Raw genomic sequence first — 26,603 nt, 5'->3', positions numbered from 1 at the left:
CTCAATGAAAATCAAAGAGCAAACTAGGAAACTAGCCGCAGGTTGCTCAAAGCACTGCTTTGAGGTTGTAGATAGAACTGACGAAGTCAGCTCAAAACACTGTTTTGAGGTTGCAGATAGAACTGACGAAGTCAGTAACATATATACGGCAAGGTGACGTTGACGCGGTTTGAAGAGATTTTTGAAGAGTATGAAACGAAAAGGAGGTTGGTCATTGTACCAGCCTCCTTTTGAGTATGATATAATAGTTCTATGAGATTAGATAAATTTTTAGTTGCCTGTGCTGTGGGGAGTCGGACTGAGGTCAAAAACTTGCTCAAGTCTGGGCGCGTGATGGTAAATGGTAAAAAAGAAAAGTCAGCGAAACTGCAGATTGATGAAGAAAGAGATGAGATTCGCTTTGACGGGCAAGTGTTGGAGTATGAAGAGTTTGTCTACTACATGATGAACAAGCCCAAAGGAGTTATCTCAGCGACTGAGGATCCTAAGCACAGAACGGTTCTGGACTTGCTGGATGATATTGCTCGGAGCAAGGAAGTTTTTCCAGTAGGACGCTTGGATATTGACACGCATGGTCTTTTGCTCTTGACCAATGATGGCCAGCTGGCTCATGCTCTTCTTTCACCCAAGCGTCATGTTGACAAGACTTATCAGGCACAGGTCAAGGGAATTATGACCCAAGAAGACGTAGAGACATTTGCCAAGGGCATTCCGCTCAAAGACTTTACCTGTCAGCCCGCTAGACTGGAGATTCTTTACACAGATGCAGAAAAGAATCAGAGCCAAATCTGTGTGACTATTGCAGAAGGGAAGTTTCATCAGGTCAAGCGTATGGTAGCCTACTGTGGCAAGGAAGTAGTAGACCTACAGCGTTTGGCTATGGGAACTCTGATTTTAGATGAGAACTTACAAAGAGGAGAATGGCGTCGCTTGACCGAGGAGGAATTAGAAGCTCTCCTTGCAAGTATTGCTTAGTTTGGTTTATATTAGAAAAAGGTGAGGAAGAATGTCCTTGCCTTTTATGTTTTTCAGTTGCTTCCTTTGTGAAAAGAGTTATAATAGACTGTAGAATAAAAGGAGGAATCTATGGACGCGATTCAAGAATCATTTACTGATAAACTATTTGCCAATTATGAAGCAAATGTAAAATACCAAGCGATTGAAAATGCTGCCAGCCACAACGGAATTTTTGCAGCTCTAGAACGTCGCCAAAGCCATGTAGATAACACACCTGTTTTCTCATTGGATTTGACCAAGGACAAGGTAACCAACCAGAAAGCATCTGGTCGTTGCTGGATGTTTGCAGCTCTTAACACCTTCCGCCACAAACTCATCTCACAATACAAACTAGAAAATTTTGAGTTATCACAGGCCCACACCTTCTTCTGGGACAAGTATGAGAAATCAAACTGGTTCTTGGAGCAAGTGATTGCGACTGCAGACCAAGACTTGACGAGTCGTAAGGTTAGCTTCCTACTCCAAACTCCACAACAAGATGGTGGACAATGGGATATGGTGGTGTCTCTCTTTGAGAAATACGGTGTCGTGCCTAAGTCAGTTTACCCTGAGTCAGTTTCATCTAGTAGCAGCCGTGAGCTAAATGCAATCCTTAACAAATTGCTTCGCCAAGATGCTCAAATCTTGCGTGACTTGCTTGCTTCTGGCGCAGACCAAGCGACTGTTCAAGCTAAGAAAGAAGACCTCTTGCAAGAAATCTTTAACTTCCTTGCTATGTCATTGGGTCTTCCACCACGTAAATTTGACTTTGCTTATCGCGATAAGGATAACAACTACCAAAGCGAAAAGGGCATTACACCACAGGAATTTTACAAGAAATATGTCAATCTTCCTCTAGAAGATTACGTTTCTGTTATCAACGCCCCAACTGCTGACAAGCCTTACGGCAAATCTTACACAGTTGAGATGTTAGGAAATGTAGTTGGTAGCCGTGCAGTTCGCTACATCAACGTGCCGATGGAGCGCTTAAAAGAATTGGCGATTGCTCAAATGCAAGCAGGTGAGACTGTTTGGTTTGGTTCTGATGTCGGTCAGCTCAGCAACCGCAAAGCTGGAATCCTTGCGACAGATGTTTATGACTTTGAATCAAGCATGGACATTAAACTCACTCAAGACAAGGCTGGACGTTTGGACTACAGCGAGAGCTTGATGACCCACGCCATGGTCTTGACAGGTGTGGACTTGGATGAAAATGGGAAATCAACTAAGTGGAAGGTTGAAAACTCATGGGGAGACAAGGTCGGTACAGATGGTTACTTCGTTGCCTCAGATGCTTGGATGGACGAATACACTTACCAGATTGTTGTCCGCAAAGAATTGTTAACAGCCGAAGAACAAGCTGCCTATGAAGCAGAACCAATTGTTCTTGCACCATGGGATCCAATGGGAGCCTTGGCTGAATAAAAGTATAGAAAAAAGGAATCAGATTTTAGAACCTGATTCCTTTTAAGTTGCTTGATTACATGATGTGAAGAACATGTGCCACAATACCCACTGCGAAGAGTGCAAGGATAATAGTGATTGGAGATACTTTTTTCTTAAGTAAGTACATGCAAAGGAAAGTAAGGAGTAGTCCTGATAGTCCAGGGATCAACATATCCAAGTTTTGTTGGAAAGTAGTAACTTTTTCAGGTGTTTGAGACAATCCTTGTCCTACTTGTGCGAATGCTTCTTGGATACCTTTAGATCCTTCTGGCAATTTATCCCAATGGATATAAGCTTTTTCATCTAGTTGAACTTTGGCAACATCGAAAGCAAATTTAATATTTACCCAACGTTGAACAAGGACAGCAAGAATGAACATACCAAGGATAGAAGCTCCTTTAGTGATGTCTTGAAGGATACCGCCAGACATATCTTTAGTGATTTCTGATCCAGCCTTGTATCCAATCTCTTGTGTATACCACAAGAATGACATACGAATCAAGTTCCAAAGAACGAAGAAGAGGATTGGACCTAAGATATTACCAGTAAGGGCAAGTGAAGCACCGAGTGATCCAAGGATTGGGCGTACTGTAAACCAGAATACTGGGTCACCGATACCAGCAAGAGGTCCCATCATACCGATTTTAACCCCTTGGATAGCAGCGTCATCAATTTCAACACCGTTAGCACGTTCTTCTTCAAGTGCAAGAGTAACCCCCATGATTGGAGCGGCTACGTATGGGTGAGTGTTGAAGAACTCAAGATGGCGTTCAAGAGCAGCGATTTGATCTTCTTTTTTAGTGTAGAGTTTTTTAAGAGCTGGAATTAATGAGTAAGCCCAACCCAAGTTTTGCATACGTTCATAGTTCCAAGAACCTTGTAAGAAAGTTGAACGCCACCAAACTTTTTTGCGATCTGATTTAGTTAATTGAAGTTTTTCAGTCATGATGTTTTCAGTCCTTTCTTATTTTAGTAGTCTTCTAGGATATCGCCGATTGGGTCGTTAGAAGTTGCGGCTCCTCCGCCACCATTTCCACCAGTTTTAGAAAGGTGAAGGTAGATAAGAGCGATAGCAACACCGATAGCACCAAATCCGATTAGAGTAATATCTGACACGGCAGCAAGCACGAAACCAATAGCGAAGAATGGCCATACTTCACGAGTTGCCATCATGTTGATAACCATAGCGTAACCAACGGCAACGACCATACCACCACCGATAGCCATACCATCTTTGAGCCAATCAGGCATAGTATTTAGAATGCTTTGTACTGTTTCAGTTGGTACCATTAGAAGGAGTGCTGCAGGGACTGCAATACGAAGACCTTGAAGAAGAAGTGCGACAAAGTGAGCACGTTCAACTGCTTTGAAGTCACCTTTTTTAGCAGAAGCATCAGCAGTGTGAACCAATCCGACAGAGAGTGTACGGACAATCATAGTCAAGAATAGACCAGCAACTGCAAGAGGGATAGCAACCGCTTGGGCAACACCGATACCTGTCTTAGTAAAGTCGCCACCAAGAACCATGATAATGGCAGCAGCAACAGAAGCAAGAGCAGCGTCAGGAGCTACGGCAGCTCCGATGTTAGCCCAACCAAGGGCGATCATTTGAAGAGAACCACCAAGGATAATCCCTGCTTCAAGGTTACCAGTAACAAGACCGATAAGGGTACAAGCTACGATTGGTTGATGGAATTGGAACTGGTCGAGGATACCTTCAAGACCTGCTAGGAAGGCTACAACGACTACTAAAACCATAGAAATAATAGACATCTTTAAAATCCTTTCATAAAATCGATTATTGCACGTTTGCTTTGTTGATCAAGTCAAACAAATCTTTTTTCGTGTCGTTTGGTACTTTACGTACGTCAAATTCAACACCGAGGTCACGCATTTTTTCAAATGTAGCAACGTCTTCTTTATCCATAGACAAAACGTTGTTAACCATTGTTTTACCAGTTGAGTGAGCCATTGATCCAACATTAAGAGTTTTGATTGGCACGCCACCTTCGATAGCACGAAGAGCATCTTGAGGTGTTTCAAACAAGATAAGGGCATGTGTTTCTCCGAAGCGAGGATCTTTTGCAACGTCGATTAGTTTTTGGATAGGAACAACGTTTGCTTTCACTTTACCTGGAGCTGCTTGTTTAATCAATTCTTTACGTAATTCGTCTTTAGCTACGTTATCTGAAGCAACGATGATACGGTCTGCTTTTGAATCTGGAGTCCAAGCAGTTGCAACCTGACCGTGAAGTAAACGAGTGTCTAGACGGGCAAGGTTGATTTTGAGTTTACCGTCTCCGATGACAGTTCCTTCTGGGATAGCAGCTTGGGCAACTGGAGCAGCTGCAGCGCTTGCTACTTCCTCAACTGGGTTTAGCTCTTCTGGAAGAGCTTTGATGCCATCTTTGGCTTCTTTAATAATATTCGCAGCGACTTTTTCTACACCTGCAGCAGCGTCCATGAGGCGCTCTGTGTAGGCTTGAATTAACATCGGTAAGTTCAGTCCTGTGATGATGGCAAACTTACGCTCAGGATTTTCTCCCATCACGCGGCTAGCTTGGTTAAATGGAGATCCACTCCAAAGGTCAGCCAAAACTAGAACCTCATCTTCTGCGTCAAATGCAGCAACAGCGTTATTAAACTTAGCGTATAGATCGTCAGGACCTTCGTTTGGCATAAAGGTTACAACTTGAACCTTTTCTTGTTCACCAAAGATCATAGATCCTGACTGATGAATACCCGCAGCAAATTCGCCGTGGCTCGCAATAATGATTCCGATACTCATTATTGTCATTCCTCCTTTTTGTTGTTTCAGTTTTCTTTTAAGAAAACTTTAAGACTTTTTAAGTATAAACCGTTTTCATCTAAAAATCAACTATTTATCATAAAATAATTAAAAAGATTACATCTGAAAATATTGATATATTGAGTTTTAGAGAAGTTTTTTTGAATCCTTATTAAAAAATTTAATATAAAAAAGTTGGAAGCGCATTCCAACTTTTAAAATAGGTTTCTAATAGATTAGTGGGTGAAGTCGAGTACCATACGTCCTTGGATTTGACCTTTTTCCATTTCGTCGAAAATGGCTACGGCATCTTCTATTGGACGTTTTTGGACAACTGGAACTACTAAACCTTCTGCACCGAATTGGAAGGCTTCTTCCAAGTCTTTACGAGTTCCAACAAGAGAACCGATGACTTGGATTCCATCTAGAACGGTTTTGACGATGCTGAGTTCCATCATTTCAGAAGGAAGACCAACAGCGACTACGCGACCACCGGCACGAACTGAGTCAACAGCCTGGTTGAAGGCAACTTTAGACACAGCAGTTACGACAGCTGAATGAGCTCCACCATCAGTTTTTTCCTTGATGAGTCCAGGTACATCTTCAACTTCGAGGCCGTTAATAACAATGTCCGCACCCACTTCTTTTGCAAGGGCAAGTTTGTCGTTATTGATATCAACTGCGATGACATGAGCATTGAATACTTTTTTAGCGTATTGAACAGCTAGGTTACCAAGTCCACCAGCACCGTAAAGAACAACCCATTGACCTGGTTCAACTTTGGCTTCTTTAATGGCTTTATAGGTCGTTACACCAGCACATGTGATAGAAGAAGCTTGGGCTGGATCAAGTCCGTCAGGAACTTTAACAGCATAGTCTGCAGTTACGATACATTGTTCGGCCATACCACCGTCTACTGAGTAGCCAGCATTTTTTACAGTACGGCAAAGAGTTTCACGGCCAGTTGTACAGTATTCGCAAGTACCACATCCTTCAAAGAACCAAGCAACGCTGACGCGGTCACCGACTTTAAGGCTTTTCACATCTGGGGCAATTTCTTTAACGATACCAACACCTTCATGTCCTAAAACACGTCCTGGTACTTGACCAAAGTCACCATGGGCAACGTGGAGGTCAGTGTGGCAAACACCACAGTATTCAATTTCTACAAGTGCTTCTCCAGTTTCAAGTGGACGGAGTACTTTTTCTTCAACAGCAACACCAGTGCTTTCTGGATTTACAACAACAGCTTTCATAGCTATCCTCCTTGATATTAACTGAGAGCAGGAGAAACAGGACTGGATTGATTTTGTGTCAACAGAGTCGAGTATGACGAGCTCTCTTGTATTTATATGTGAAGTATATCACAAAAGAAAGCCTTTTCCAAGGTTTTGGAGGTGAAAAATAGAACAATCGATTAACCGGTTGATGAGACTGTGAAAAGAGCACAAAGAACAGCTCGCAAGCTGGTCAGTATGGACTATAAGAATAAGTCTTGCAGGGTTTTGGCAACTCCGTCTTGGTCATTTGTCAAGGAAATTTGTTCATCTGCATAGGGGAGTAGCTCTGGGTTGGCATTTTTCATGGCATAGCCCTTCCCAGCAAAAGCTAGCATTTCGGTATCATTGTGCTCATCTCCAAAGGCAATCAAATCCTTTTTGTCACGATTCATTACCTTGAGCAAGTAGTCTAAGGCGAAGGCCTTATTGACACCTTTTGGGGTACACTCAAGGATATTGAGCGGACCACCCCAAGTATTAATAGAAAGTTGATGCTGGTAGAAGGCGTTCATTTCTTTTGCAAGGGCATACTTGTCACTGGCTCTGGTCTGCAACAGGATACAGTTAGGGTCCTTGGTCACCAATTCAGGCTGGAATTGATCTTCAGGCTGGAAAGCTTCTACGCCAAATAGTTTGGGATTGGCAATTTCTTCATTAGGATTGGTAATGTAGAATTTTTTACGGTATTCTCCAGCGATAAAATCGGCTTGAATGTCCTCTGAACGTTGAACCATATCTAGCAGATATTTTTTGTCTACGGTTAAACACTTTTCAAAGTTCCAAACTTGGTCTGGTAAATGAGTGAGGGAGCCGTTGAAATTAATCATAGGAGTGTCTAAGCCTAGTTCACGGTAGAAATCTTTTGACATGCGGTAAGGGCGACCCGTTGTAATAATAACCTGATGCCCTTTTTCGGCAACTTTTTTTATGGTTTCTTTGGTAAAGTCAGAAATCTGACTGTCTGAGTTGAGTAGGGTTCCATCCAGGTCAACTGCAATAATTTTTTTCGTCATAGGGACCTTTCTAGTGTCTTTTCGGATAAGATGTCTACTATTATAACAGAAAGCAGGCAGAAAAGCAGATTCGAAACCAAAAAAGAAATTTCATCAAATTCTTAAATAAATCAAACAAAGATATTGAAAAAGTGAATGATAAATGATATAATTCTATTATTGTTCGTAAAAATTAAAAGGAGATTAATAATGGACAAATTATTTAAACTAAAAGAGAACGGTACAGACGTTCGTACAGAGGTTCTCGCTGGTTTAACAACTTTCTTTGCAATGAGTTATATTCTCTTTGTAAACCCACAAATTCTTTCGCAAACAGGAATGCCTGCTCAGGGTGTATTCCTCGCAACGATTATCGGTGCAGTTGCTGGTACCCTGATGATGGCCTTCTATGCTAACTTACCATATGCTCAAGCGCCAGGTATGGGACTCAATGCCTTCTTTACCTTTACAGTTGTATTTGGACTCGGTTATTCTTGGCAAGAAGCCCTAGCTATGGTCTTCATCTGTGGAATTATCTCATTGATTATCACTTTGACAAATGTTCGTAAAATGATCATTGAATCGATTCCAAATGCCCTTCGCTCAGCTATTTCAGCTGGTATCGGTGTCTTCCTTGCCTATGTAGGGATTAAGAATGCTGGACTTTTGAAATTTACGATTGATCCAGGTAACTATACTGTTGTAGGAGAAGGGGCTGACAAGGCTCAAGCAACGATTGCAGCAAACTCTTCAGCAGTTCCAGGCTTGGTTAGCTTTAATAATCCAGCTGTTTTGGTGGCTCTTGCAGGACTTGCTATCACAATCTTCTTTGTCATTAAAGGGATTAAAGGGGGAATTATCCTTTCTATCTTGACAACAACTATTCTTGCTATTGCAGTTGGTTTGGTAGATTTGTCTAGTATCGATTTTGCTAATAACCATGTTGGTGCAGCCTTTGAGGACTTGAAGACAGTCTTTGGTGCAGCTCTTGGTTCAGAAGGTTTGGGAGCTTTGATTTCAGATACAGCTCGCTTGCCTGAAACTCTGATGGCTATTCTTGCCTTCTCATTGACAGATATTTTTGATACAATTGGTACCTTGATCGGTACAGGTGAAAAAGTTGGTATCGTAGCGACAAATGGTGAAAATCACCAATCAGCTAAGTTGGATAAGGCTCTTTACTCTGACTTGATTGGTACTTCAATTGGTGCCATCGCTGGTACTTCGAACGTAACGACTTATGTTGAGTCTGCTGCTGGTATCGGTGCGGGTGGACGTACTGGTTTGACAGCCTTGGTCGTGGCAATCTGTTTTGCTATCTCAAGCTTCTTTAGCCCACTTCTAGCGATTGTACCAACAGCCGCTACAGCTCCAATCTTGATTATCGTTGGGATTATGATGTTGGCTAGTTTGAAAAATATCCATTGGGATGATATGGCTGAAGCGGTTCCTGCCTTCTTCACATCTATCTTTATGGGATTCAGCTACTCTATCACTCAAGGGATTGCAGTTGGTTTCTTGACTTACACTTTGACTAAGCTTGTCAAAGGTCAAGCTAAAGATGTTCATGTAATGATTTGGATTTTGGATGCCTTGTTTATCCTTAACTACATCAGTATGGCACTATAAATGCTATAATATAAAAAGGGGTTCTCCCCTTTTTATATTATAGTTACTTGAAAATTGCTTCAAACTAGGTAGGTGATTTTGATTGAATGGTAGGAGTATGATTGATGATAAAAAAGAATATTTGGGATGAAGTATTAAACAGGGGGAAGTGGTTAATAATCTTTCTAGTAGGGCTTTTGTTTTCTCAGTTTCCTTTAGCCCTAGCAACTTTTTTAACTAGCAGAAAATTTCCACTGCTTCAAACGGGACTATTAGTAGGGGCCTTATCTCTTGTGGTTTTAACTGTATTTATAATAGGTGCTAGGAAAACACAGTTGGCTAGTTTTGGTTTATCGTTTTTCAAGGCTAAGGATTTGGCTAGATTGGCCTTAAGCTATCTAGTGATTCTTGCCTTTAATATTCTTGGTGTAGTCTTACTGCGTTTGATGAATGAAACAACAACCAGCAATCAATCAAATATTAATGATTTGGTCCAGAATAGTTCCTTAATTTCCAGTTTTTTCTTACTGGTTCTAATAGCTCCTATTTGTGAGGAGATTTTATGTCGAGGAGTGATTCCTAAAAAACTCTTTCGTGGTAAAGAAAATGTGGGTTATATAGTCGGTGCTATTATCTTTGCCTTGCTTCATTTACCGACAAATCTACCTTCTCTTCTTATCTATGGAGGAATGTCAACTGTGCTAACTTGGACAGTTTATAAAACCCAACGTTTGGAAATGTCTATCTTACTTCACATGATTGTTAATGGAGTTTTTTTCTGTTTGTTGGCTCTCGTGGTGATTTTGAGTCGGACATTAGGGATCTCTGTTTAAGATTTTTGACAATTGCTTACTTGTTTCTACTGGGAAAAAGATGAATGCAATCGTGTCCATCTTTTTCTTTTTATGGTAAAATAGAGAAATAATATGATGAAAAGCCTTGAGGGAGTGACCGATATGTCAAGTAAAGCCAATCATGCAAAGACAGCTATTTGCGGAATTATCAATGTAACCCCAGACTCCTTTTCGGACGGTGGTCAATTTTTTGCTCTTGAGCAGGCACTCCAGCAGGCTCGTAAATTGATAGCAGAAGGGGCTAGTATGCTAGATATCGGCGGAGAATCGACTCGGCCGGGAAGTAGCTATGTTGAGATAGAAGAGGAAATCCAGCGTGTTGTTCCAGTGATCAAAGCGATTCGCAAGGAAAGTGATGTCCTCATTTCTATTGATACTTGGAAAAGTCAGGTGGCAGAGGCTGCTTTGGCTGCTGGTGCTAATCTAGTCAATGATATCACTGGTCTCATGGGTGATGAAAAAATGGCCCATGTGATAGCTAAAGATGGAGCGAAAGTGGTCATCATGTTTAATCCAGTTATGGCTCGACCTCAGCACCCTAGTTCGCTTATCTTTCCTCATTTTGGTTTTGGACAAGCTTTTACAGAGGAAGAGTTAGCTGACTTTGAAACATTGCCAATCGAAGAATTGATGGAGGCTTTCTTTGACAGAGCCTTAGCGAGAGCGAATCAAGCTGGAATCGCACAAGAAAATATCCTGCTGGATCCAGGAATCGGCTTTGGTCTGACCAAGAAAGAAAATCTGCTCCTTTTACGGGACTTGGATAAACTCCATCAGAAAGGCTATCCAGTCTTTCTTGGAGTTTCGCGCAAGCGGTTTGTCATCAATATCCTTGAAGAAAGTGGGTTTGAGGTCAATCCTGAGACAGAGCTTGGTTTCCGAAATCGGGACACAGCTTCGGCTCATGTAACTAGTATCGCTGCGAGACAGGGTGTAGAAGTGGTGCGCGTGCATGATGTAGCTAGTCACAGGATGGCAGTTGAAATTGCCTCCGCCATTCGTCTGGCTGATGAAGCGGAAAATCTAGATTTAAAACAATATAAATAAGATGAAAGAAATCGAAAACAATCAGTGGATTGCCCACTATCGGACGGACCAACCGCATTTTGGCTTGGAACGAATGGAGGAACTGTTAGCCTTGCGTGGCAATCCCCATCTCACACTCAAGGTCATCCATATCGGAGGAACCAATGGCAAGGGTTCGACCATTGCTTTTTTGAAAAATATGCTAGAAAAGCTAGGGCTGAGAGTTGGTGTTTTCAGCTCGCCCTATCTCATTCATTACACAGACCAGATTAGTATCAATGGGGTATCCATTCTAGAGGCTAGACTCGAAACCCTCATGGCAGACTATCAGTCTTTGCTGGAGGGAGAAGCGGCCGCTAATTTACAGGGCACAACCGAGTTTGAGATTATCACAGCCATAGCCTATGACTACTTTGCCTCAGAGCAAGTAGATGTGGCCATCATGGAAGTTGGTATGGGGGGACTCTTGGATAGTACCAATGTTTGCCAGCCAATTTTAACAGGAATTACGACTATTGGATTGGACCATGTAGCCCTACTTGGTGACACCTTGGAAGCTATAACAGAGCAGAAGGCTGGTATTATCAAACAAGGGATTCCTTTGGTAACAGGGCGTATTGCTCCAGAAGCGCTGGCTGTGATTGACCGCATTGCGGAAGGGAAAGATGCGCCGAGATTTGCCTACGGGACAGATTATCAGGTCAGCCATCAAAAGATTGTGGTTACAGGCGAAGTCTTTGACTATACAAGTGTTGTCAGACAAGGTCGCTTCCAGACTGGCCTGCTTGGTTTGCACCAGATAGAGAATGCTGGGATGGCCATAGCTTTACTTGATAATTTTTGTCAAGAAGATGGTCGAGAGCTAGCAAGCAATCACTTGCTTGCTCAAGCCTTGGAAGAAACAAGTTGGCCAGGACGTTTGGAAATTGTGTCAAGAGATTCCTTGATGATTTTGGATGGAGCCCACAATCCCCATGCTATCAAGGCTTTATTAGCAACCTTGCAAGAACGCTTTGCGGATTATCGTAAGGAAATCCTCTTTACTTGCATCAAAACCAAGGCCTTGGAGGATATGTTGGATTTGTTGGAGCAAATCCCAGATACCGAACTTACCCTGACACATTTTGACGATAGTCGGGCGACTGATGAAAGCGTGCTGAAAGAGGCAGCTAAGTCTAGAAATCTCAACTACCAAGGTTGGCAGGATTTTCTAGAGCAGAAATTGACAGATAAAAAAGAAGAGAAACAAACAGTTAGGATTGTCACAGGTTCCTTGTATTTCTTGAGCCAAGTGAGAGCCTATCTGATGGAGAGGAAGAACGAAAATGGATACACAAAAGATTGAAGCAGCTGTAAAAATGATTATCGAGGCTGTGGGAGAGGACGCTAATCGCGAGGGCTTGCAGGAAACACCTGCTCGTGTCGCTCGTATGTACCAAGAGATTTTTTCAGGTCTTGGTCAAACAGCGGAGGAACATTTGTCAAAATCTTTTGAGATTATTGACGATAATATGGTGGTAGAAAAGGATATCTTTTTCCATACCATGTGTGAACACCACTTTCTACCATTTTATGGGAGAGCGCATATTGCCTATATTCCAGATGGTCGTGTGGCAGGTTTGTCTAAGCTAGCCCGTACGGTTGAAGTTTATTCTAAAAAGCCACAAATTCAAGAACGATTGAATATCGAAGTGGCCGATGCCTTGATGGACTATCTAGGTGCTAAAGGAGCCTTTGTTGTCATTGAGGCGGAACATATGTGTATGAGCATGCGTGGTGTTAGAAAACCAGGCACTGCAACCTTGACGACAGTAGCTCGTGGTCTATTTGAAACAGATAAGGACCTTCGAGATCAGGCTTATCGTTTAATGGGACTATAATACTCTTCGAAAATCAAATTCAAACCACGTCAGCTTCCATCTGCAACCTCAAAACAGTGTTTTGAGCAGCCTGCGGCTAGCTTCTTAGTTTGCTCTTTGATTTTCATTGAGTATAAAAAGAATCCGCTTTAGGCGGATTTTTCTAGAAAGGAATCATTATGGATCAACTGCAGATTAAGGATTTGGAAATTTTTGCCTATCATGGTCTTTTTCCTAGTGAGAAAGAATTGGGGCAGAAGTTTGTTATTTCCGCAATCCTATCCTATGATATGACCAAGGCGGCTACAGACTTGGATTTAACGGCCTCTGTCCATTACGGAGAACTGTGTCAGCAGTGGACGACTTGGTTTCAGGAAACAACTGAGGACTTGATTGAAACGGTAGCCTACAAACTGGTAGAACGTACCTTTGAGGCCCATCCTCTTGTCCACGAAATAAAGCTGGAACTGAAAAAACCTTGGGCGCCAGTGCATTTGCCACTAGATACTTGCTCGGTAACCATTCATCGCCGCAAGCAACGAGCCTTTATCGCCCTAGGAAGCAATATGGGAGATAAACAAGCAAACTTGAAACAAGCCATTGAGAACATGCGAAATCAAGGTATCCATATTCTCAAAGAGTCCAGTGTATTGACGACGGAGCCTTGGGGTGGTGTTGAGCAGGATAGCTTTGCTAATCAAGTGGTTGAGGTTGAAACCTGGTTGCCTGCCCCAGTTCTATTAGAGACCTTGTTAGCCATTGAGTCAGAGATGGGACGGGTGAGAGAAGTACATTGGGGGCCTCGTTTGATTGATTTGGACTTGCTCTTTGTGGAGGATCAGATTCTTTATACAGACGACCTCATCTTGCCTCATCCTTACATAGCGGAACGCCTTTTTGTCCTTGAGTCCTTACAGGAAATTGCGCCTCATTTTATCCATCCAACATTAAAGCAACCGATCCGCAACTTGTATAATGCTTTGAAACAATAGAAAAAACTCTAGTTTTCAGTCGCTTGTAACTGAAGGCTAGAGTTTTTAAAATAGGTCATTTTCTTCTGGGAGGAGGATAGTCTCTCTACCATCCATGTCTAAAACCAGAACTCTCGGGGGATAAAGAGGGTCAAAGGGATGGTTAAAGTCAAAATCAATGGCTGTAGGGAGGTGTTGACTTGAAAAGTGGAAGGTAATTTTTCCTTGGTTATTGAGCAATTGAAACTCGAGTTCTTCCTCCAATTCAAAGACATTTTTTAAGAAGTGGTCGATGATATACCAAAAAGAGTCAATAACGTCATCAGGCAAGCTGGTAACAATGCCAAAACTAGCCGATCGCATGTGGGTATTGGTAAAAGCCATATCTCTGCCCCCTTTCTTTTCCCTTATCATACAGCAAATAGGATTAAAAATCAAGAAAAGGTGATTTTTTCTTCATAAACATAGTTTTCTATGAAATTTTTTTCAAACAATCTTCAAAAAATACTTGAAAGTGTTTACAAATAGTGATAAAATGGAATAAGTGGAATCATGAAAACGAAATTTTCATACCGTCTCTTTTTTTAGAGTCTCGTGAGGTATGATATAGAAAGGAAATGGAATGAATACAGACGATACAGTAACGATTTATGATGTCGCCCGTGAAGCAGGAGTTTCAATGGCGACAGTTAGCCGTGTAGTCAATGGCAATAAGAATGTAAAAGAGAACACCCGTAAAAAAGTGCTTGAGGTGATTGACCGTTTGGATTACCGTCCAAATGCAGTGGCGCGTGGTCTTGCAAGTAAAAAGACAACCACTGTCGGTGTTGTGATCCCCAATATCACTAATGGTTATTTCTCAACGCTTGCCAAAGGGATTGATGATATCGCTGAAATGTACAAGTATAACATCGTCCTTGCTAATAGTGATGAGGATGATGACAAGGAAGTTTCAGTTGTCAATACCCTGTTTTCTAAGCAAGTGGATGGTATCATCTTTATGGGGTACCACTTGACTGAAAAAATTCGTTCAGAGTTTTCTCGTTCTCGAACACCAGTTGTTCTTGCGGGAACAGTAGATGTGGAACACCAGCTTCCAAGTGTCAATATTGACTACAAACAAGCTACGATTGATGCAGTGACCTACCTTGCTAAAGAAAATGAGCGCATTGCTTTTGTTAGCGGTCCACTAGTGGATGATATCAATGGTAAGGTTCGTTTGGTTGGTTACAAGGAAGCCTTGAAAAAAGCAGGGATTTCTTATAGCGAAGGATTGGTATTTGAGTCTAAATACACTTATGAAGACGGTTATGCCTTGGCAGAACGCTTAATTTCATCAAATGCAACTGCAGCAGTTGTAACAGGTGATGAACTGGCAGCAGGTGTCTTGAACGGCCTTGCTGATAAGGGCGTATCAGTACCAGAAGAGTTTGAAATTATTACTAGTGATGATTCGCAAGTCTCACGCTTTACCCGTCCAAACTTGACAACTATCGCCCAACCTCTTTATGACCTTGGCGCTATTAGCATGCGTATGTTGACTAAGATTATGCACAAGGAAGAGTTGGAAGAACGTGAAGTTCTCTTACCTCATGGTTTGACAGAACGTCGTTCAACACGAAAACGGAAATAGAAAAAAATCAGGGAATCGTGAAGATTTCCTGATTTGTTTTTAGAGGAGGGAATTATACTCAATGAAAATCAAAGAGCAAACTAGGAAGCTAGCCGCAGCCTGCTCAAAGCACTGCTTTGAGGTTGTAGATAGAACTGACGAAGTCAGCTCAAAACATGGTTTTGAGGTTGTAGATGAAACTGACGAAGTCAGTAACATATGTACGGTAAGGCGACGCTGACGTGGTTCGAAGAGTATTAGCCTTCCATATAGTCTTTCAAAGCTTGCCCTTTTAGTCCGGCATTGAGGGCGATGAGGAGTTTCAAGCGGGCTTTTTGGGCGTTAAGTTCTTTGACAAAGAAAACACCAGATTTTTGCAACTGCACGCCCCCACCTTGGTAGGCATAAACAGGTTCCGCTATACCGTTAAAGCATCGTGATACCAGGGCGACTGGGATTCCTTTTTGCAGAAGGTTTTCTAATTTTTGAGCCGTTTCTTTGGGAATATTACCAGCTCCGAAGGCTTGGATAATCAAGCCGTCCAATTGTTCCAAATCCAGCATATCAATCAGCTCATCTGTCATACCTGCATAAGCCGAGATGATAGGGACTAAGCCTTGTATGTGATCAAGGTCAAAGCGAACACGAGGTTCAGCTGTTTTGAAGTAGAGGATTTCCCGCTTCGTAATCAGACCAAGTGGCCCATGTGTTGGGGTCTGGAAGGTGCCGACGTTGGTCGTATGCGTTTTGGTAACATACTTGGCAGCATGAATTTCATCGTTCATAACAACCAAAACCCCTTTGTCAGCAGCCCTGTCATCGCTAGCCACCCGTAAAGCACTCAGATAGTTATAAACACCGTCGCTGCCGAGTTCGTTAGAGCTACGCATGGCCCCTGTTAGAACGATAGGCATATGGGGAACTTCCATGGTATCAAGGAAATAGGCTGTTTCCTCTAAAGTATCGGTCCCGTGTGTGATTACCACTCCATCGTAGTTAGCAGCTTCCTCTTTAATTTTCTGGTAGAGGGCTAGCATATGCTTGGGTTTGATATGGGGGCTTGGCAGGTTAAAAAAGTCTAAGGCGTGGACTTGGATTCCTTCAAGTGGGTTGGACACATGGTTCATGGGATTATCTGAACTCGTCACAACAGCGCCAGAAGCATCGGCCTGCATGGAAATAGTTCCACCCGTATGTAAAACAAGGATTTTCTTAGGCATGATTTACTCACTCTTTCTGAAATGTGGTATAATCATTGTATCACAAAAGGGGAGATTGGGATAGGATGGAAGTCAAAGCTGTTTTTTTTGATATCGATGGAACCTTGGTCAACGATCACAAGAGTGTTTTGAAATCCACTAAGGACGCGATTAAGATTGTCAAAGAACAAGGGGTGCTTGTCGGTGTAGCGACAGGACGAGGACCTTTTTTTGTTAAGGAATTGATGGACGATTTGGATCTGGACTTTGCGGTAACCTACAATGGCCAGTATATCTTTACTAAAGACAGAGTCTTGTTCACGAGCCCAATTTCCAAGTTACATTTGCGCCAGTTAATCAGTTATGCTAAAAAAGAGGGCAAGGAGATTGCTCTAGGGACCAAGGATGCCATGTTGGGTTCCAAAATCATGTCTTTTGGTCTGGGTTCTTTTTCCCAACGAATCAGTCGCTTCGTTCCCTCAGTTTTAACTCGGACAGTGAGTCATTCCTTTAATCGTATGGTCAGCAAGGTTGTTCCCCAAAAGGAAGAAGACCTGCTTGATCTGATGAATCAGCCTATCTACCAAGTTTTGATGCTGATGACGCCAGAAGAATCTGAGAAGGCAGCAGCTGATTTTGAAGACTTGAAATTGACACGTAGCAATCCTTTTGCAGCGGATGTTATCAATCAAGGAAACTCTAAGTTGGAAGGCATACGCCGAGTCGGGAAAGAATATGGTTTTGATCTCAACCAAGTCATGGCCTTTGGTGATTCAGATAACGACCTTGAAATGCTTGCAGGTGTTGGTATGTCGGTCGCTATGGGAAATGGTAGTAGCAGTGTCAAGGAAGTTGCTAAGCACATTACCACTAGTAATCAGCAAGACGGAATCCACAAGGCCCTGGAACATTTTGGTGTTCTAGCTTCAGAAAAAGTTTTTGTCAGCCGTGACTATCATTTCAATAAGGTCAAGACCTTCCACCACATGATGGATGAACGAACCCAAGAAGAACCACGAGCTTGGGATTTAAAAGGTGCAACCCACAGGGCTGGTTTTAAAATAGAAGAATTGGTTGAGTTTGTTCGAGCAGCCAGTCCTTCTGAAGAGGACTTTGGTCAAGCTCTATCACAACTTCATCAAGCTCTTGATAAGGCAGCAGAGAAAGTAGCTAAGAAGACGCCTGCTCAGCAAGATTTGATAGGGCAAGTGGATGCCTTGATTGACACGCTTTACTTTACCTACGGTAGTTTTGTCTTGATGGGGGTGGATCCAGAACGTATTTTTGATATTGTTCATCAGGCCAATATGGGGAAAATTTTTCCAGATGGCAAGGCTCACTTTGATCCAGTGACCCATAAAATCTTAAAACCAGATGATTGGGAAGAAAAATATGCTCCAGAACCTGCTATTAAAAAGGAACTGCAGCGCCAGCTCAAGGCTTATGAGCGCCATAAAGAGAGAAATAATACTCAATGAAAATCAAAGAGCAAACTAGGAAACTAGCCGCAGGCTGTACCTGAGTACGGCAAGGCGACGTTGACGTGGTTTGAAGAGATTTTCGAAGAGTATAAACAGTAAACAAAAAGGAGCTTCTAGCTCCTTTTCTTCGTTATTACAAAGTTTTCTCTTGTTCTCTCACAACCAGCAAATCGACCTTAGCATGGCGGAGAATGTATTCAGATGAAGATCCGACCAAGAGGCGTTCAAAGGCGTTGAGACCAGTTGCGCCAACGAGGATGAGGTCCACTTCTTCAGCATCGGGAATAGTACGTGCCAGTAGGGTCTTTGGATTTCCCATTTCAATGACGATATGAACATCTGCCACACCAGCATCTTTAGCACGTTTTTCGTACTCTTTCATCAGACTTTCAGCGTCGACTTGGAGTTCTTCGTAAACTTCAGCATCAAAGGTGGATACGCTTTGGAGTGCGCGTGTGTCAATGACATGTGCGATGGTGAGTTTAGCGTCGTTTCGTAGAGCAGAATGAACTCCCTTGACAAAAGCCAAGTCTGCTTCTTTAGAACCATCGATTGCGACCATGATATTTTGGTAACGTTGTGCCATAATGAAACCTCCTGAAATTTTCTTACTATAATTGTAAACCTTTTCACTATAGAAGTAAAGCAAAAAAAGTATTTTTCAAAAGAATGTTAGCGATTAAAATCTATATAAATATATGATAAAATAAAAGAAAGGATAGCAGGAAAGAAGTGAAGGGAGGAAGAATGATGAAGCACTCTTTTCAAGAAACAAAAAATTCAAATTTCCTTTATTATGGAATCATCCTAGTTTCAGTCTTGCTAGAAGTTTTCATGATCTGGCAATTAGAGAAGCTAATTCCGCTTCTCTATCCAGGTTTTGTTGGCTTTTTAGTCTTTCACCTACTCTACCATTTTCTATTATTCCTGGTTGCAAAACGAAGTGGGCGTTGGGATTACTTGATGATATGGGGACTTTTCCTCATGTTCAATCTTCTTTATGACTCCTTTTTAGGCTTGCTTTTTCTAGGTTTATCTTTTGGTATGTGATGTGACTTTCGCAAATTACCTGCTATCTCCCCTGTCTTGGCCTCGCTTTTAGCGAGGCTTTTCTCCTATACGAAACTAGTAACACATTTCAGTAAACTTGTCGCATTTTCTTTCTAGTGGTATAATGTTACTATCCTGATGAATTGAGGAAACAAGATGAAAGAATATAACAAGTCTAGTAAGTTAGAGCATGTTGCTTATGATATCCGTGGTCCTGTTTTGGAAGAAGCCATGCGGATGCGAGCAAATGGAGAAAAGATTTTACGTCTGAATACAGGAAATCCAGCAGAATTTGGCTTTACAGCGCCAGACGAGGTCATTCATGACTTGATTATGAATGCGCGTGATAGTGAAGGTTATTCTGACTCAAAAGGGATTTTCTCAGCCCGTAAGGCTATCATGCAGTATTGCCAATTGAAAAAATTTCCAAACGTAGATATTGATGATATCTACCTTGGAAATGGTGTCAGTGAGTTGATTGTCATGTCTATGCAGGGGCTTTTGGACAATGGGGATGAGGTCTTGGTGCCTATGCCAGACTATCCTCTCTGGACAGCGGCTGTCAGCCTAGCTGGAGGAAATGCCGTTCACTATATCTGTGATGAGGCTGCAGAATGGTACCCAGATATTGACGATATCAAGTCAAAAATCACTTCCAATACCAAGGCAATCGTCCTTATCAATCCAAACAATCCAACTGGAGCCCTTTATCCTAAGGAACTTTTGTTGGAGATTATTGAGATTGCCCGTCAAAATGATTTGATTATCTTTGCGGATGAAATCTACGACCGCATGGTAATGGATGGGCATGTGCATACGCCTGTGGCGAGCCTGGCGCCAGATGTTTTCTGTGTTAGCATGAATGGTCTATCAAAATCCCACCGTATCGCTGGTTTCCGTGTGGGTTGGATGGTCTTGTCTGGACCTAAGACACATGTTAAAGGCTATATCGAAGGTCTCAATATGCTGTCCAATATGCGCCTTTGCTCTAATGTTTTGGCTCAACAAGTCGTACAAACTTCCTTGGGCGGTCACCAATCAGTCGATGAATTGCTCCTTCCTGGTGGACGAATTTACGAGCAAAGAAATTTCATCTATAATGCCATTCAGGATATCCCAGGTTTGTCTGCGGTTAAACCCAAGGCTGGACTCTATATCTTCCCTAAAATCGACCGCAATATCTACCGTATCGATGATGATGAGCAGTTTGTTCTTGATTTCTTGAAGCAGGAAAAGGTTCTCTTGGTTCATGGTCGAGGCTTTAACTGGCAGGAACCAGACCACTTCCGTATCGTTTACCTTCCTCGTGTTGATGAACTAGCCCAAATCCAAGAAAAGATGACTCGTTTCTTGAAACAGTATCGTAGATAGGGCTTACATTCGAAAAAGCTGGAAACATTTGCCTAGAGCTATTGACAAAAGTAAAAGAATCAGATAGAATAGTAAAGTATGTTTAGTAACTGATCACTTTATAGCCGGCTAAACGAATACAAAATCTATGAGGAGGTATTCATCGTGAAACGTACTTATCAACCAAGTAAACTTCGTCGTGCGCGCAAACACGGATTCCGTAACCGTATGTCAACTAAAAACGGTCGTCGCGTATTGGCAGCTCGTCGTCGTAAAGGACGCAAAGTTTTGGCTGCATAATCCAAACGAATTATATCAAAAATCAGTAGGAACTCGAGTCTACTGATTTTTATTTTTGTAAAAAAGTTCAAAATACTTTATATTTTTGCTCAAATGGTGTATAATATTTCACATACTGTAAAAATGGAGAATAATCATGAAGAAATCAAAAGTTATGCTTTTTGGAGCTATGGCTTTGACAGCAGGTCTAGCTCTAGCGGCATGTGGGTCTTCCCAATCAACTAATGCAGACAAGACTTACTCTTATATCTTTGTTAGCAACCCAGATACCTTGGATTATATTACCTCTACACGAGACTCAACATCTAGTATCACAACCAACTTGATTGATGGGTTGTTGGAAAATGACCAGTATGGTAATCTCATCCCATCTATGGCTGAGTCATGGACAGTGTCAAAAGATGGTTTGACCTACACTTATAAAATCCGTCAGGGGGCTAAATGGTACACTTCTGAAGGAGAAGAGTATGCAGATGTAACGGCTCATGACTTTGTGACTGGTCTCAAGTATGCGGCTGATAAAAAGGCTGAAAACTTGTACTTGGTACAAGACTCTATCAAGGGTCTAGCAGACTATGTTGAAGGGAGAACATCTGATTTTGGAACTGTTGGTGTTAAGGCAGTGGATGATTACACACTACAATACACCCTCATCCAACCTGAAACTTATTGGAACTCTAAAACAACAGCAAGTATCCTTAATCCTGTAAATGAAGCCTTCTTGAAGTCTAAGGGAGATGACTTTGGAAGTGTAACACCATCAAGTATCTTGTCAAATGGTCCTTACTTGTTTAAATCTTTCTCATCAAAATCTTTGATTGAGTTTGATAAAAACCCTAATTACTGGGATAAGGACAAGGTCAAAATTGAGAAAGTGAAACTTTCTTTCTTTGACGGTTCTGACCAAGACAGCATTGCTAGAGGTTTCTTGGATGGTAACTATACTGATGGCAGTATCTTCCCAACAAGCTCAGTATTTGCTGAACTCAAGAAGGGAAATGAGGACAAGATTACCTATACACCGCAAAACTCAGTTACTTTCTACTATCTTTTCAATGTAAACCGCCAAAGCTACAAGCAGACTATGAAACAGTCTGATAAGGAAAAGACAGATTCACGCGCGGCTATGCAAAATAAAGATTTCCGTCAGGCTATCAACTTTGCCTTTGATCGTCATGCTTATGCAGCACAGACAAATGGTGAAGATGGAGCAGACCGTATCTTGCGTAACACAGTTACACCAAGTAACTTTGTCCAAGTTGGCGATAAGAACTTTGGTGACATTGTCAATGAAAAAATTGTCAACTACGGTAAAGATTGGGCAAATATTAACCTAAACGATGGTAAGCAAGCCTTCTTGAACCCTGACAAGGCCAAAGAGAAATTTGCGAAGGCCAAAGAAAGCCTGCAAGCACAGGGAGTAACCTTCCCAATTCATTTGGATATGCCAGTTGACCAGACTGCTAAGTTGGATGTGCAACAGGCTGGATCTTTTAAACAAACAGTGGAAGAAACCCTTGGTAAGGAGAATGTGGTTATCGATGTTATCCAACTTTCTCCGGATGAAAAAGACCAGGCAACTTACTTTGCAGATACAGCAGAACAAAAAGACTACGATATCGACATCTCAGGATGGGGAGGAGACTACTCAGATCCTAAGACTTACCTAGCGATCCTTGATTCAGAGACAGGTTCTCAGTTGAAAAATATGGGCTTGTCTGAAGGAAAAGACAAGGAAGTCAAGGACAAGATTGGTCTTGCTGACTACAAGAAACTCTTGGATCAGGCTGATGCGGAAATCACAGATACTCAAGCTCGCTACGAAAAATATGCTGAAGCCCAAGCTTGGTTGACAGATAGCGCCTTGTTCCTACCAGTTCAAAGTGGTGGAGCCAACCCAATCTTCCGTAAGACTATACCGTTTACAGGACCATTCTCATTCGTTGGACACAAAGGAGATGCAGACAACTATAAATATGTTGAATTGCAAAAAGAGCCAGTAACTGCTAAACAGTACCAAGAACTCTATGAAAAATGGCTAAAAGAAAAAGCTGAGTCAAATAAAAAAGCTCAGGAAGATTTAGCTAACCATATTCAATAGTATTCCTAGTCATGCTTTTCAGTTAATACTCTTCGAAAATCTCTTCAAACCACGTCAGCGTTGCCTTGCCGTAGGTATGTTACTGACTTCGTCAGTTCTATCCACAACCTCAAAACAGTGTTTTGAGCTGACTTCGTCAGTTCTATCTGCAACCTCAAAACAGTGTTTTGAGCTGACTTCGTCAGTTTCATCTACAACCTCAAAGCAGTGCTTTGAGCAGCCTGCGGCTAGCTTCCTAGTTTGCTCTTTGATTTTCATTGAGTATAAGCATAGTGACTGGATTCAGAAAAAGGCCTTGCCAGAGCTTCTTGCTTCTGGTAGGGCCTTTTATTTATTCTTTTAAGTGATAAGAGTAGCTAGCGACAACGACGTCTTGGTGCCAACGAAGGGCGTATTTGAGTTTAAGACTCATCTGATTGTGCAGGATATTTTGCCAAGGTTTATTAGGGATAAACTGGGGGACGAGGACAGTGACTGTATAGTTCTTTTTCTGAGCTTCCTCGGAAATCCGTTTGACATACTTGACAGTAGGGGTGATGATGTCACGATAGCTGGTCTTGATATTTTTCAGAGTAATGGTTGGGAAGTAATCGGCAAATTCTTGGAGAATTTCTTGGTCTTTTTCTGCGGTTTCCTTTGTAGAAATGTGCATGGCTAAGACTTCGTCACCGATACTTTGGGCATAGTTAATGGCTCCGACGCTGACTCTGGTAACATTTCCTACTAGGACGAGGACAAGATTGCCATCGTAGGTACGTTTTTCGATTCCTTCATAGAGTCGCAGTTGTTGGGCTACTTTTTGGTAATGACTGTGAATTGCTAAGAAGAGTAGGGTGAGTACGAGAATAATCGGGAAGAAGGGCCAGATATCACTGAGACGGAAAAAGAGCAAGATTAGTACAATCGCGTAGCAAATGATTGCCCCAAGGATATTGGCAAGAGCAGGTTTTAAGAAATTTGCTCCTTTTTCTTTTTTCCAATGGCGAATCATCCCAGTCTGAGAAAGGGCAAAGGGCACGAATACACCGATAGTATAGAGAGGAATCAAACGTTCGGTATTGCCATTAAAAATGAGAAGAAGAATCATAGCCCCAAAAGCCAGAGTTAAAATTCCATTGGAGTAGCCTAGGCGGTCTCCTTTTTCCATAAAGAGATGGGGCATGTATTTGTTTTTAGCCATATTGTAAGCCAGCATAGGGAAAGCCGAAAAGCCAGTATTTGCAGCTACGGCCAAAATCAAGGCTGTGGAGAATTGGAAGATATAATAGCCAAGGTGGCCTAAGAAGGAAGTGCCAAGGATGCCTTGAGCCATCTGTGAAAGAATAGTTTCTCCGTGTTGAGGCAGAATCCCCATCCAGTAGTTTAGGAAGGTGATACCAGCAAAAAGAAAACCTAAAATCAGTGACATAATGGTCAAGGTTTGAGCAGCATTCTTTTCTTTTGGAGCCTTGAAAAAGGGAACGGCATTTGAAATAGCTTCAACCCCTGTCAGAGAGGCAGATCCGCTGGTAAAAGCTCTTAGAATGAGAACGATAGACATGCTCGGAACAGCATGCCCAATAGGTGAAGTAGCCTGATAGCTGAGAGAACCTGTCACTAGTTGAAAGATTCCATAGAGCAAGAGAAAGACAGTGCTGATGATAAAGAGATAGACAGGAATCATCAGTGAGCTGGCAGATTCTTTTAAGCCCCGTAAGTTCAGGAGCATGAGCAAGCAAACCAGAAAAATGGAGATGTGGAGGTTGTAAGGGTGGAGAGCAGGGAGAGCTGCTGTGATAGCGTCAGCTCCAGATGAAACAGATACCGCTACGGTCAACATATAGTCAACCAGAAGACTACCTCCAGCGATTAAGCCAAGTTCGGGAGATAGATTTTCTCGAGTAACCATATATGCCCCTCCACCTTGAGGGTAGGCATGGATGATTTGACGGTAGGAAACGGTCAGGCTAGTTAGGAGCAGGAGGACAAAGAGACCGATAGGAAGGCTCCACCATATAGCTAGAGGAGAGAGGCTAGCCAAGACGAGGACTACTTGCTCAGGTCCATAGGCAATGGAGGACAGAGCGTCGCTTGACAACATGGCTAGTGCCTGCATTTTTCCCAGTAGTCCCCCTTCGCCTTCTGTTAAGGATTTAAGAGGCCGACCGATAAATGTATGTTTTAATTTTGTAAACATGGTCATTTCCTTTTCTGAAAATTTCAATAAGTGCTATTATACTGCTTTGGGAAAATAGCGTCAAGAGATGATAATGGGTTTTAGAATATTTTTTTCAGATGAGGAGAGAGGTCAGTTTTTTTGCTATAATAGTAGATAGAAAACGAGGTTAGAAGAGATGATTTTTGATACACATACACACTTGAATGTAGAAGAATTTGCAGGTCGTGAGGCAGAAGAAATTACCTTGGCTGCTGAGATGGGTGTGACACAGATGAATATTGTTGGTTTTGATAAACCGACGATTGAGCGTGCTTTGGAGTTGGTGGATGAGTACGACCAACTCTACGCGACTATTGGTTGGCATCCTACAGAAGCGGGGACTTACACGGAGGAGATTGAAGCCTACTTGCTTGATAAGCTCAAGCATCCAAAGGTAGTTGCCTTGGGTGAGATTGGTTTGGATTACCATTGGATGACAGCGCCAAAAGAGGTGCAGGAGCAGGTTTTTCGGCGTCAGATTCAGCTATCTAAGGACTTGGATTTGCCTTTTGTTGTCCATACCCGTGATGCGCTGGAAGACACCTATGAGATTATCAAGAGCGAGGGAGTTGGCCCTCGAGGTGGTATCATGCATTCTTTTTCGGGAACTCTTGAATGGGCAGAGAAGTTTGTCCAGCTTGGCATGACCATTTCCTTCTCAGGAGTGGTGACTTTTAAGAAAGCAACTGACATCCAAGAAGCAGCTAGAGAACTTCCTTTGGACAAGATTTTGGTGGAGACAGATGCGCCTTACTTGGCTCCTGTTCCTAAACGGGGTCGCGAAAACAAAACAGCCTATACTCGCTATGTAGTAGATTTTATCGCGGATTTGCGTGGCATGACGACCGAGGAGTTATCGGCAGCAATGACTGCAAATGCAGAACGAATTTTTGGATTGGACAGCAAGTAATGAAAGAAAAAATTTCTCAAGTCATCGTGGTTGAAGGGCGCGATGATACGGCCAATCTCAAACGTTACTTCGATGTAGAGACCTATGAGACACGAGGTTCTGCCATCAATGAGCAAGATATTGCACGTATTCAGCGTCTACATGAGCTTCATGGAGTCATTGTCTTTACAGACCCAGATTTTAATGGGGAGCGGATTCGCCGCATGATTATGACGGCCATCCCAACAGTTCAGCATGCCTTCCTCAAACGAGATGAAGCTGTTCCCAAGTCCAAGACCAAGGGGCGGTCTCTGGGAATTGAGCATGCCAGCTATAAAGATCTGAAAACGGCTCTAGCTCAGGTGACAGAACAATTTGAACATGAGAGTCAGTTTGATATCAGTCGTAGCGACTTGATTCGCCTTGGTTTTCTAGCAGGGGCAGATAGCCGTAAGCGACGAGAATATCTAGGAGAGGCTCTCCGAATTGGCTATTCCAACGGCAAGCAACTCCTCAAACGCCTAGAGTTGTTTGGGGTTACCTTGGCAGAAGTGGAAGAAGCTATGAAATCTTATGAGTAGGAAAGATGTAGCCGTTACAATTT

Annotated in this window: 25 protein-coding genes; 16 read left to right on the top strand and 9 right to left on the bottom strand. The window is 42.3% G+C overall.

Annotated elements, in window-relative coordinates:
- Positions 1-252 precede the first annotated feature (252 nt).
- Together RN80_RS00825 and pepC are read left to right on the top strand one after the other, a co-directional pair.
- A complete protein-coding gene (locus tag RN80_RS00825; RefSeq protein WP_049547113.1) occupies positions 253-975 on the top strand; it encodes a pseudouridine synthase in 723 nt (240 codons plus the stop codon).
- Between the two features lie 111 nt (positions 976-1,086).
- On the top strand, positions 1,087-2,421 hold the full coding sequence (gene pepC / locus RN80_RS00815; RefSeq protein WP_060627190.1) for an aminopeptidase C: 1,335 nt from the start codon (positions 1,087-1,089) through the stop codon (positions 2,419-2,421).
- Positions 2,422-2,476: 55 nt separating this feature from the next.
- Here pepC and RN80_RS00810 read toward each other — a convergent pair whose 3' ends face one another.
- From RN80_RS00810 to RN80_RS00790, 5 genes are all read right to left on the bottom strand, one after another.
- A complete protein-coding gene (locus tag RN80_RS00810) occupies positions 2,477-3,388 on the bottom strand; it encodes a PTS system mannose/fructose/sorbose family transporter subunit IID (protein WP_033676082.1) in 912 nt (303 codons plus the stop codon).
- Between the two features lie 23 nt (positions 3,389-3,411).
- Positions 3,412-4,215 (bottom strand): PTS mannose/fructose/sorbose transporter subunit IIC, encoded by an 804-nt coding sequence (locus RN80_RS00805; RefSeq protein ID WP_049543673.1) that lies wholly within the window; start codon positions 4,213-4,215, stop codon positions 3,412-3,414.
- Between the two features lie 25 nt (positions 4,216-4,240).
- Positions 4,241-5,230, bottom strand: coding sequence for a PTS sugar transporter subunit IIB (locus RN80_RS00800; RefSeq protein ID WP_000021970.1), 990 nt, complete (start codon positions 5,228-5,230; stop codon positions 4,241-4,243).
- 236 nt (positions 5,231-5,466) lie between these two features.
- Complete coding sequence (adhP, locus tag RN80_RS00795) at positions 5,467-6,486, bottom strand: alcohol dehydrogenase AdhP (RefSeq protein ID WP_000649185.1); 1,020 nt, start codon at positions 6,484-6,486, stop codon at positions 5,467-5,469.
- A 224-nt stretch (positions 6,487-6,710) separates the two neighbouring features.
- Positions 6,711-7,523, bottom strand: coding sequence for a Cof-type HAD-IIB family hydrolase (locus RN80_RS00790; protein ID WP_060627189.1), 813 nt, complete (start codon positions 7,521-7,523; stop codon positions 6,711-6,713).
- A gap of 189 nt (positions 7,524-7,712) precedes the next feature.
- Between RN80_RS00790 and RN80_RS00785 the strand changes: the two genes are divergently transcribed.
- From RN80_RS00785 to folK, 6 genes are all read left to right on the top strand, one after another.
- Positions 7,713-9,131 carry an NCS2 family permease gene (locus RN80_RS00785; protein ID WP_060627188.1) on the top strand — a complete coding sequence of 473 codons (1,419 nt, stop codon included), beginning with the start codon at positions 7,713-7,715 and terminating at the stop codon, positions 9,129-9,131.
- 104 nt (positions 9,132-9,235) lie between these two features.
- The gene (locus RN80_RS00780; protein WP_060627187.1) at positions 9,236-9,943 is read left to right on the top strand and encodes a CPBP family intramembrane glutamic endopeptidase; all 708 of its coding nucleotides are present in this window, start codon (positions 9,236-9,238) and stop codon (positions 9,941-9,943) included.
- Between the two features lie 93 nt (positions 9,944-10,036).
- Positions 10,037-11,011: a dihydropteroate synthase gene (folP, locus tag RN80_RS00775; RefSeq protein ID WP_060627186.1), complete on the top strand. Its 975-nt coding sequence runs from the start codon at positions 10,037-10,039 to the stop codon at positions 11,009-11,011.
- Position 11,012: 1 nt separating this feature from the next.
- The gene (locus RN80_RS00770) at positions 11,013-12,335 is read left to right on the top strand and encodes a bifunctional folylpolyglutamate synthase/dihydrofolate synthase (protein WP_060627185.1); all 1,323 of its coding nucleotides are present in this window, start codon (positions 11,013-11,015) and stop codon (positions 12,333-12,335) included.
- Complete coding sequence (gene folE, locus RN80_RS00765) at positions 12,316-12,870, top strand: GTP cyclohydrolase I FolE (RefSeq protein ID WP_000380916.1); 555 nt, start codon at positions 12,316-12,318, stop codon at positions 12,868-12,870. The genes RN80_RS00770 and folE overlap by 20 nt, the downstream gene beginning before the upstream one ends.
- 158 nt (positions 12,871-13,028) lie before the next feature.
- Complete coding sequence (folK, locus tag RN80_RS00760; protein WP_049492759.1) at positions 13,029-13,841, top strand: 2-amino-4-hydroxy-6-hydroxymethyldihydropteridine diphosphokinase; 813 nt, start codon at positions 13,029-13,031, stop codon at positions 13,839-13,841.
- Positions 13,842-13,886: 45 nt separating this feature from the next.
- On the opposite strand, the gene RN80_RS00755 is transcribed toward folK, so the two are convergent.
- Positions 13,887-14,204: a DUF960 domain-containing protein gene (locus RN80_RS00755; RefSeq protein ID WP_000886035.1), complete on the bottom strand. Its 318-nt coding sequence runs from the start codon at positions 14,202-14,204 to the stop codon at positions 13,887-13,889.
- Between the two features lie 238 nt (positions 14,205-14,442).
- On the opposite strand from RN80_RS00755, the gene ccpA reads away from it, so the two are divergent.
- A complete protein-coding gene (gene ccpA, locus RN80_RS00750; RefSeq protein ID WP_001090628.1) occupies positions 14,443-15,453 on the top strand; it encodes a catabolite control protein A in 1,011 nt (336 codons plus the stop codon).
- Between the two features lie 236 nt (positions 15,454-15,689).
- Here the strand turns inward: ccpA and RN80_RS00740 are convergent, their stop codons facing one another.
- On the bottom strand, positions 15,690-16,652 hold the full coding sequence (locus tag RN80_RS00740; RefSeq protein WP_060627184.1) for an asparaginase: 963 nt from the start codon (positions 16,650-16,652) through the stop codon (positions 15,690-15,692).
- 65 nt (positions 16,653-16,717) lie between these two features.
- Here RN80_RS00740 and RN80_RS00735 point away from each other — a divergent pair, with 65 nt between their 5' ends.
- Positions 16,718-18,109 carry a Cof-type HAD-IIB family hydrolase gene (locus tag RN80_RS00735; RefSeq protein ID WP_060627183.1) on the top strand — a complete coding sequence of 464 codons (1,392 nt, stop codon included), beginning with the start codon at positions 16,718-16,720 and terminating at the stop codon, positions 18,107-18,109.
- Between the two features lie 136 nt (positions 18,110-18,245).
- On the opposite strand, the gene RN80_RS00725 is transcribed toward RN80_RS00735, so the two are convergent.
- Positions 18,246-18,698, bottom strand: coding sequence for a universal stress protein (locus RN80_RS00725; protein ID WP_000079148.1), 453 nt, complete (start codon positions 18,696-18,698; stop codon positions 18,246-18,248).
- A 161-nt stretch (positions 18,699-18,859) separates the two neighbouring features.
- Here RN80_RS00725 and RN80_RS00720 point away from each other — a divergent pair, with 161 nt between their 5' ends.
- From RN80_RS00720 to RN80_RS00705, 4 genes are all read left to right on the top strand, one after another.
- A complete protein-coding gene (locus tag RN80_RS00720; protein WP_060627182.1) occupies positions 18,860-19,162 on the top strand; it encodes a hypothetical protein in 303 nt (100 codons plus the stop codon).
- 156 nt (positions 19,163-19,318) lie between these two features.
- Entirely contained in the window at positions 19,319-20,533 is a 1,215-nt protein-coding gene (locus tag RN80_RS00715; protein WP_060627181.1) for a pyridoxal phosphate-dependent aminotransferase, read from the top strand.
- A 144-nt stretch (positions 20,534-20,677) separates the two neighbouring features.
- Positions 20,678-20,812: a 50S ribosomal protein L34 gene (gene rpmH, locus RN80_RS00710; protein ID WP_000831905.1), complete on the top strand. Its 135-nt coding sequence runs from the start codon at positions 20,678-20,680 to the stop codon at positions 20,810-20,812.
- Positions 20,813-20,948: 136 nt separating this feature from the next.
- On the top strand, positions 20,949-22,913 hold the full coding sequence (locus RN80_RS00705) for a peptide ABC transporter substrate-binding protein (protein WP_060627180.1): 1,965 nt from the start codon (positions 20,949-20,951) through the stop codon (positions 22,911-22,913).
- 331 nt (positions 22,914-23,244) lie between these two features.
- On the opposite strand, the gene RN80_RS00695 is transcribed toward RN80_RS00705, so the two are convergent.
- The gene (locus tag RN80_RS00695) at positions 23,245-25,089 is read right to left on the bottom strand and encodes an APC family permease (RefSeq protein WP_060627178.1); all 1,845 of its coding nucleotides are present in this window, start codon (positions 25,087-25,089) and stop codon (positions 23,245-23,247) included.
- Between the two features lie 157 nt (positions 25,090-25,246).
- Here RN80_RS00695 and RN80_RS00690 point away from each other — a divergent pair, with 157 nt between their 5' ends.
- Together RN80_RS00690 and rnmV are read left to right on the top strand one after the other, a co-directional pair.
- Positions 25,247-26,020 carry a TatD family hydrolase gene (locus RN80_RS00690; protein WP_060627177.1) on the top strand — a complete coding sequence of 258 codons (774 nt, stop codon included), beginning with the start codon at positions 25,247-25,249 and terminating at the stop codon, positions 26,018-26,020.
- A complete protein-coding gene (gene rnmV, locus RN80_RS00685) occupies positions 26,020-26,580 on the top strand; it encodes a ribonuclease M5 (RefSeq protein WP_060627176.1) in 561 nt (186 codons plus the stop codon). Before RN80_RS00690 ends, rnmV begins: the two co-directional genes overlap by 1 nt.
- Positions 26,581-26,603: the final 23 nt, after the last annotated feature.

Source organism: Streptococcus mitis, assembly GCF_001281025.1.
Lineage (GTDB): Bacteria > Bacillota > Bacilli > Lactobacillales > Streptococcaceae > Streptococcus > Streptococcus mitis_AK.
The sequence above is the reverse complement of the archived record's forward strand: the minus strand, read 5'-3'. Positions and strand labels throughout refer to the sequence as shown.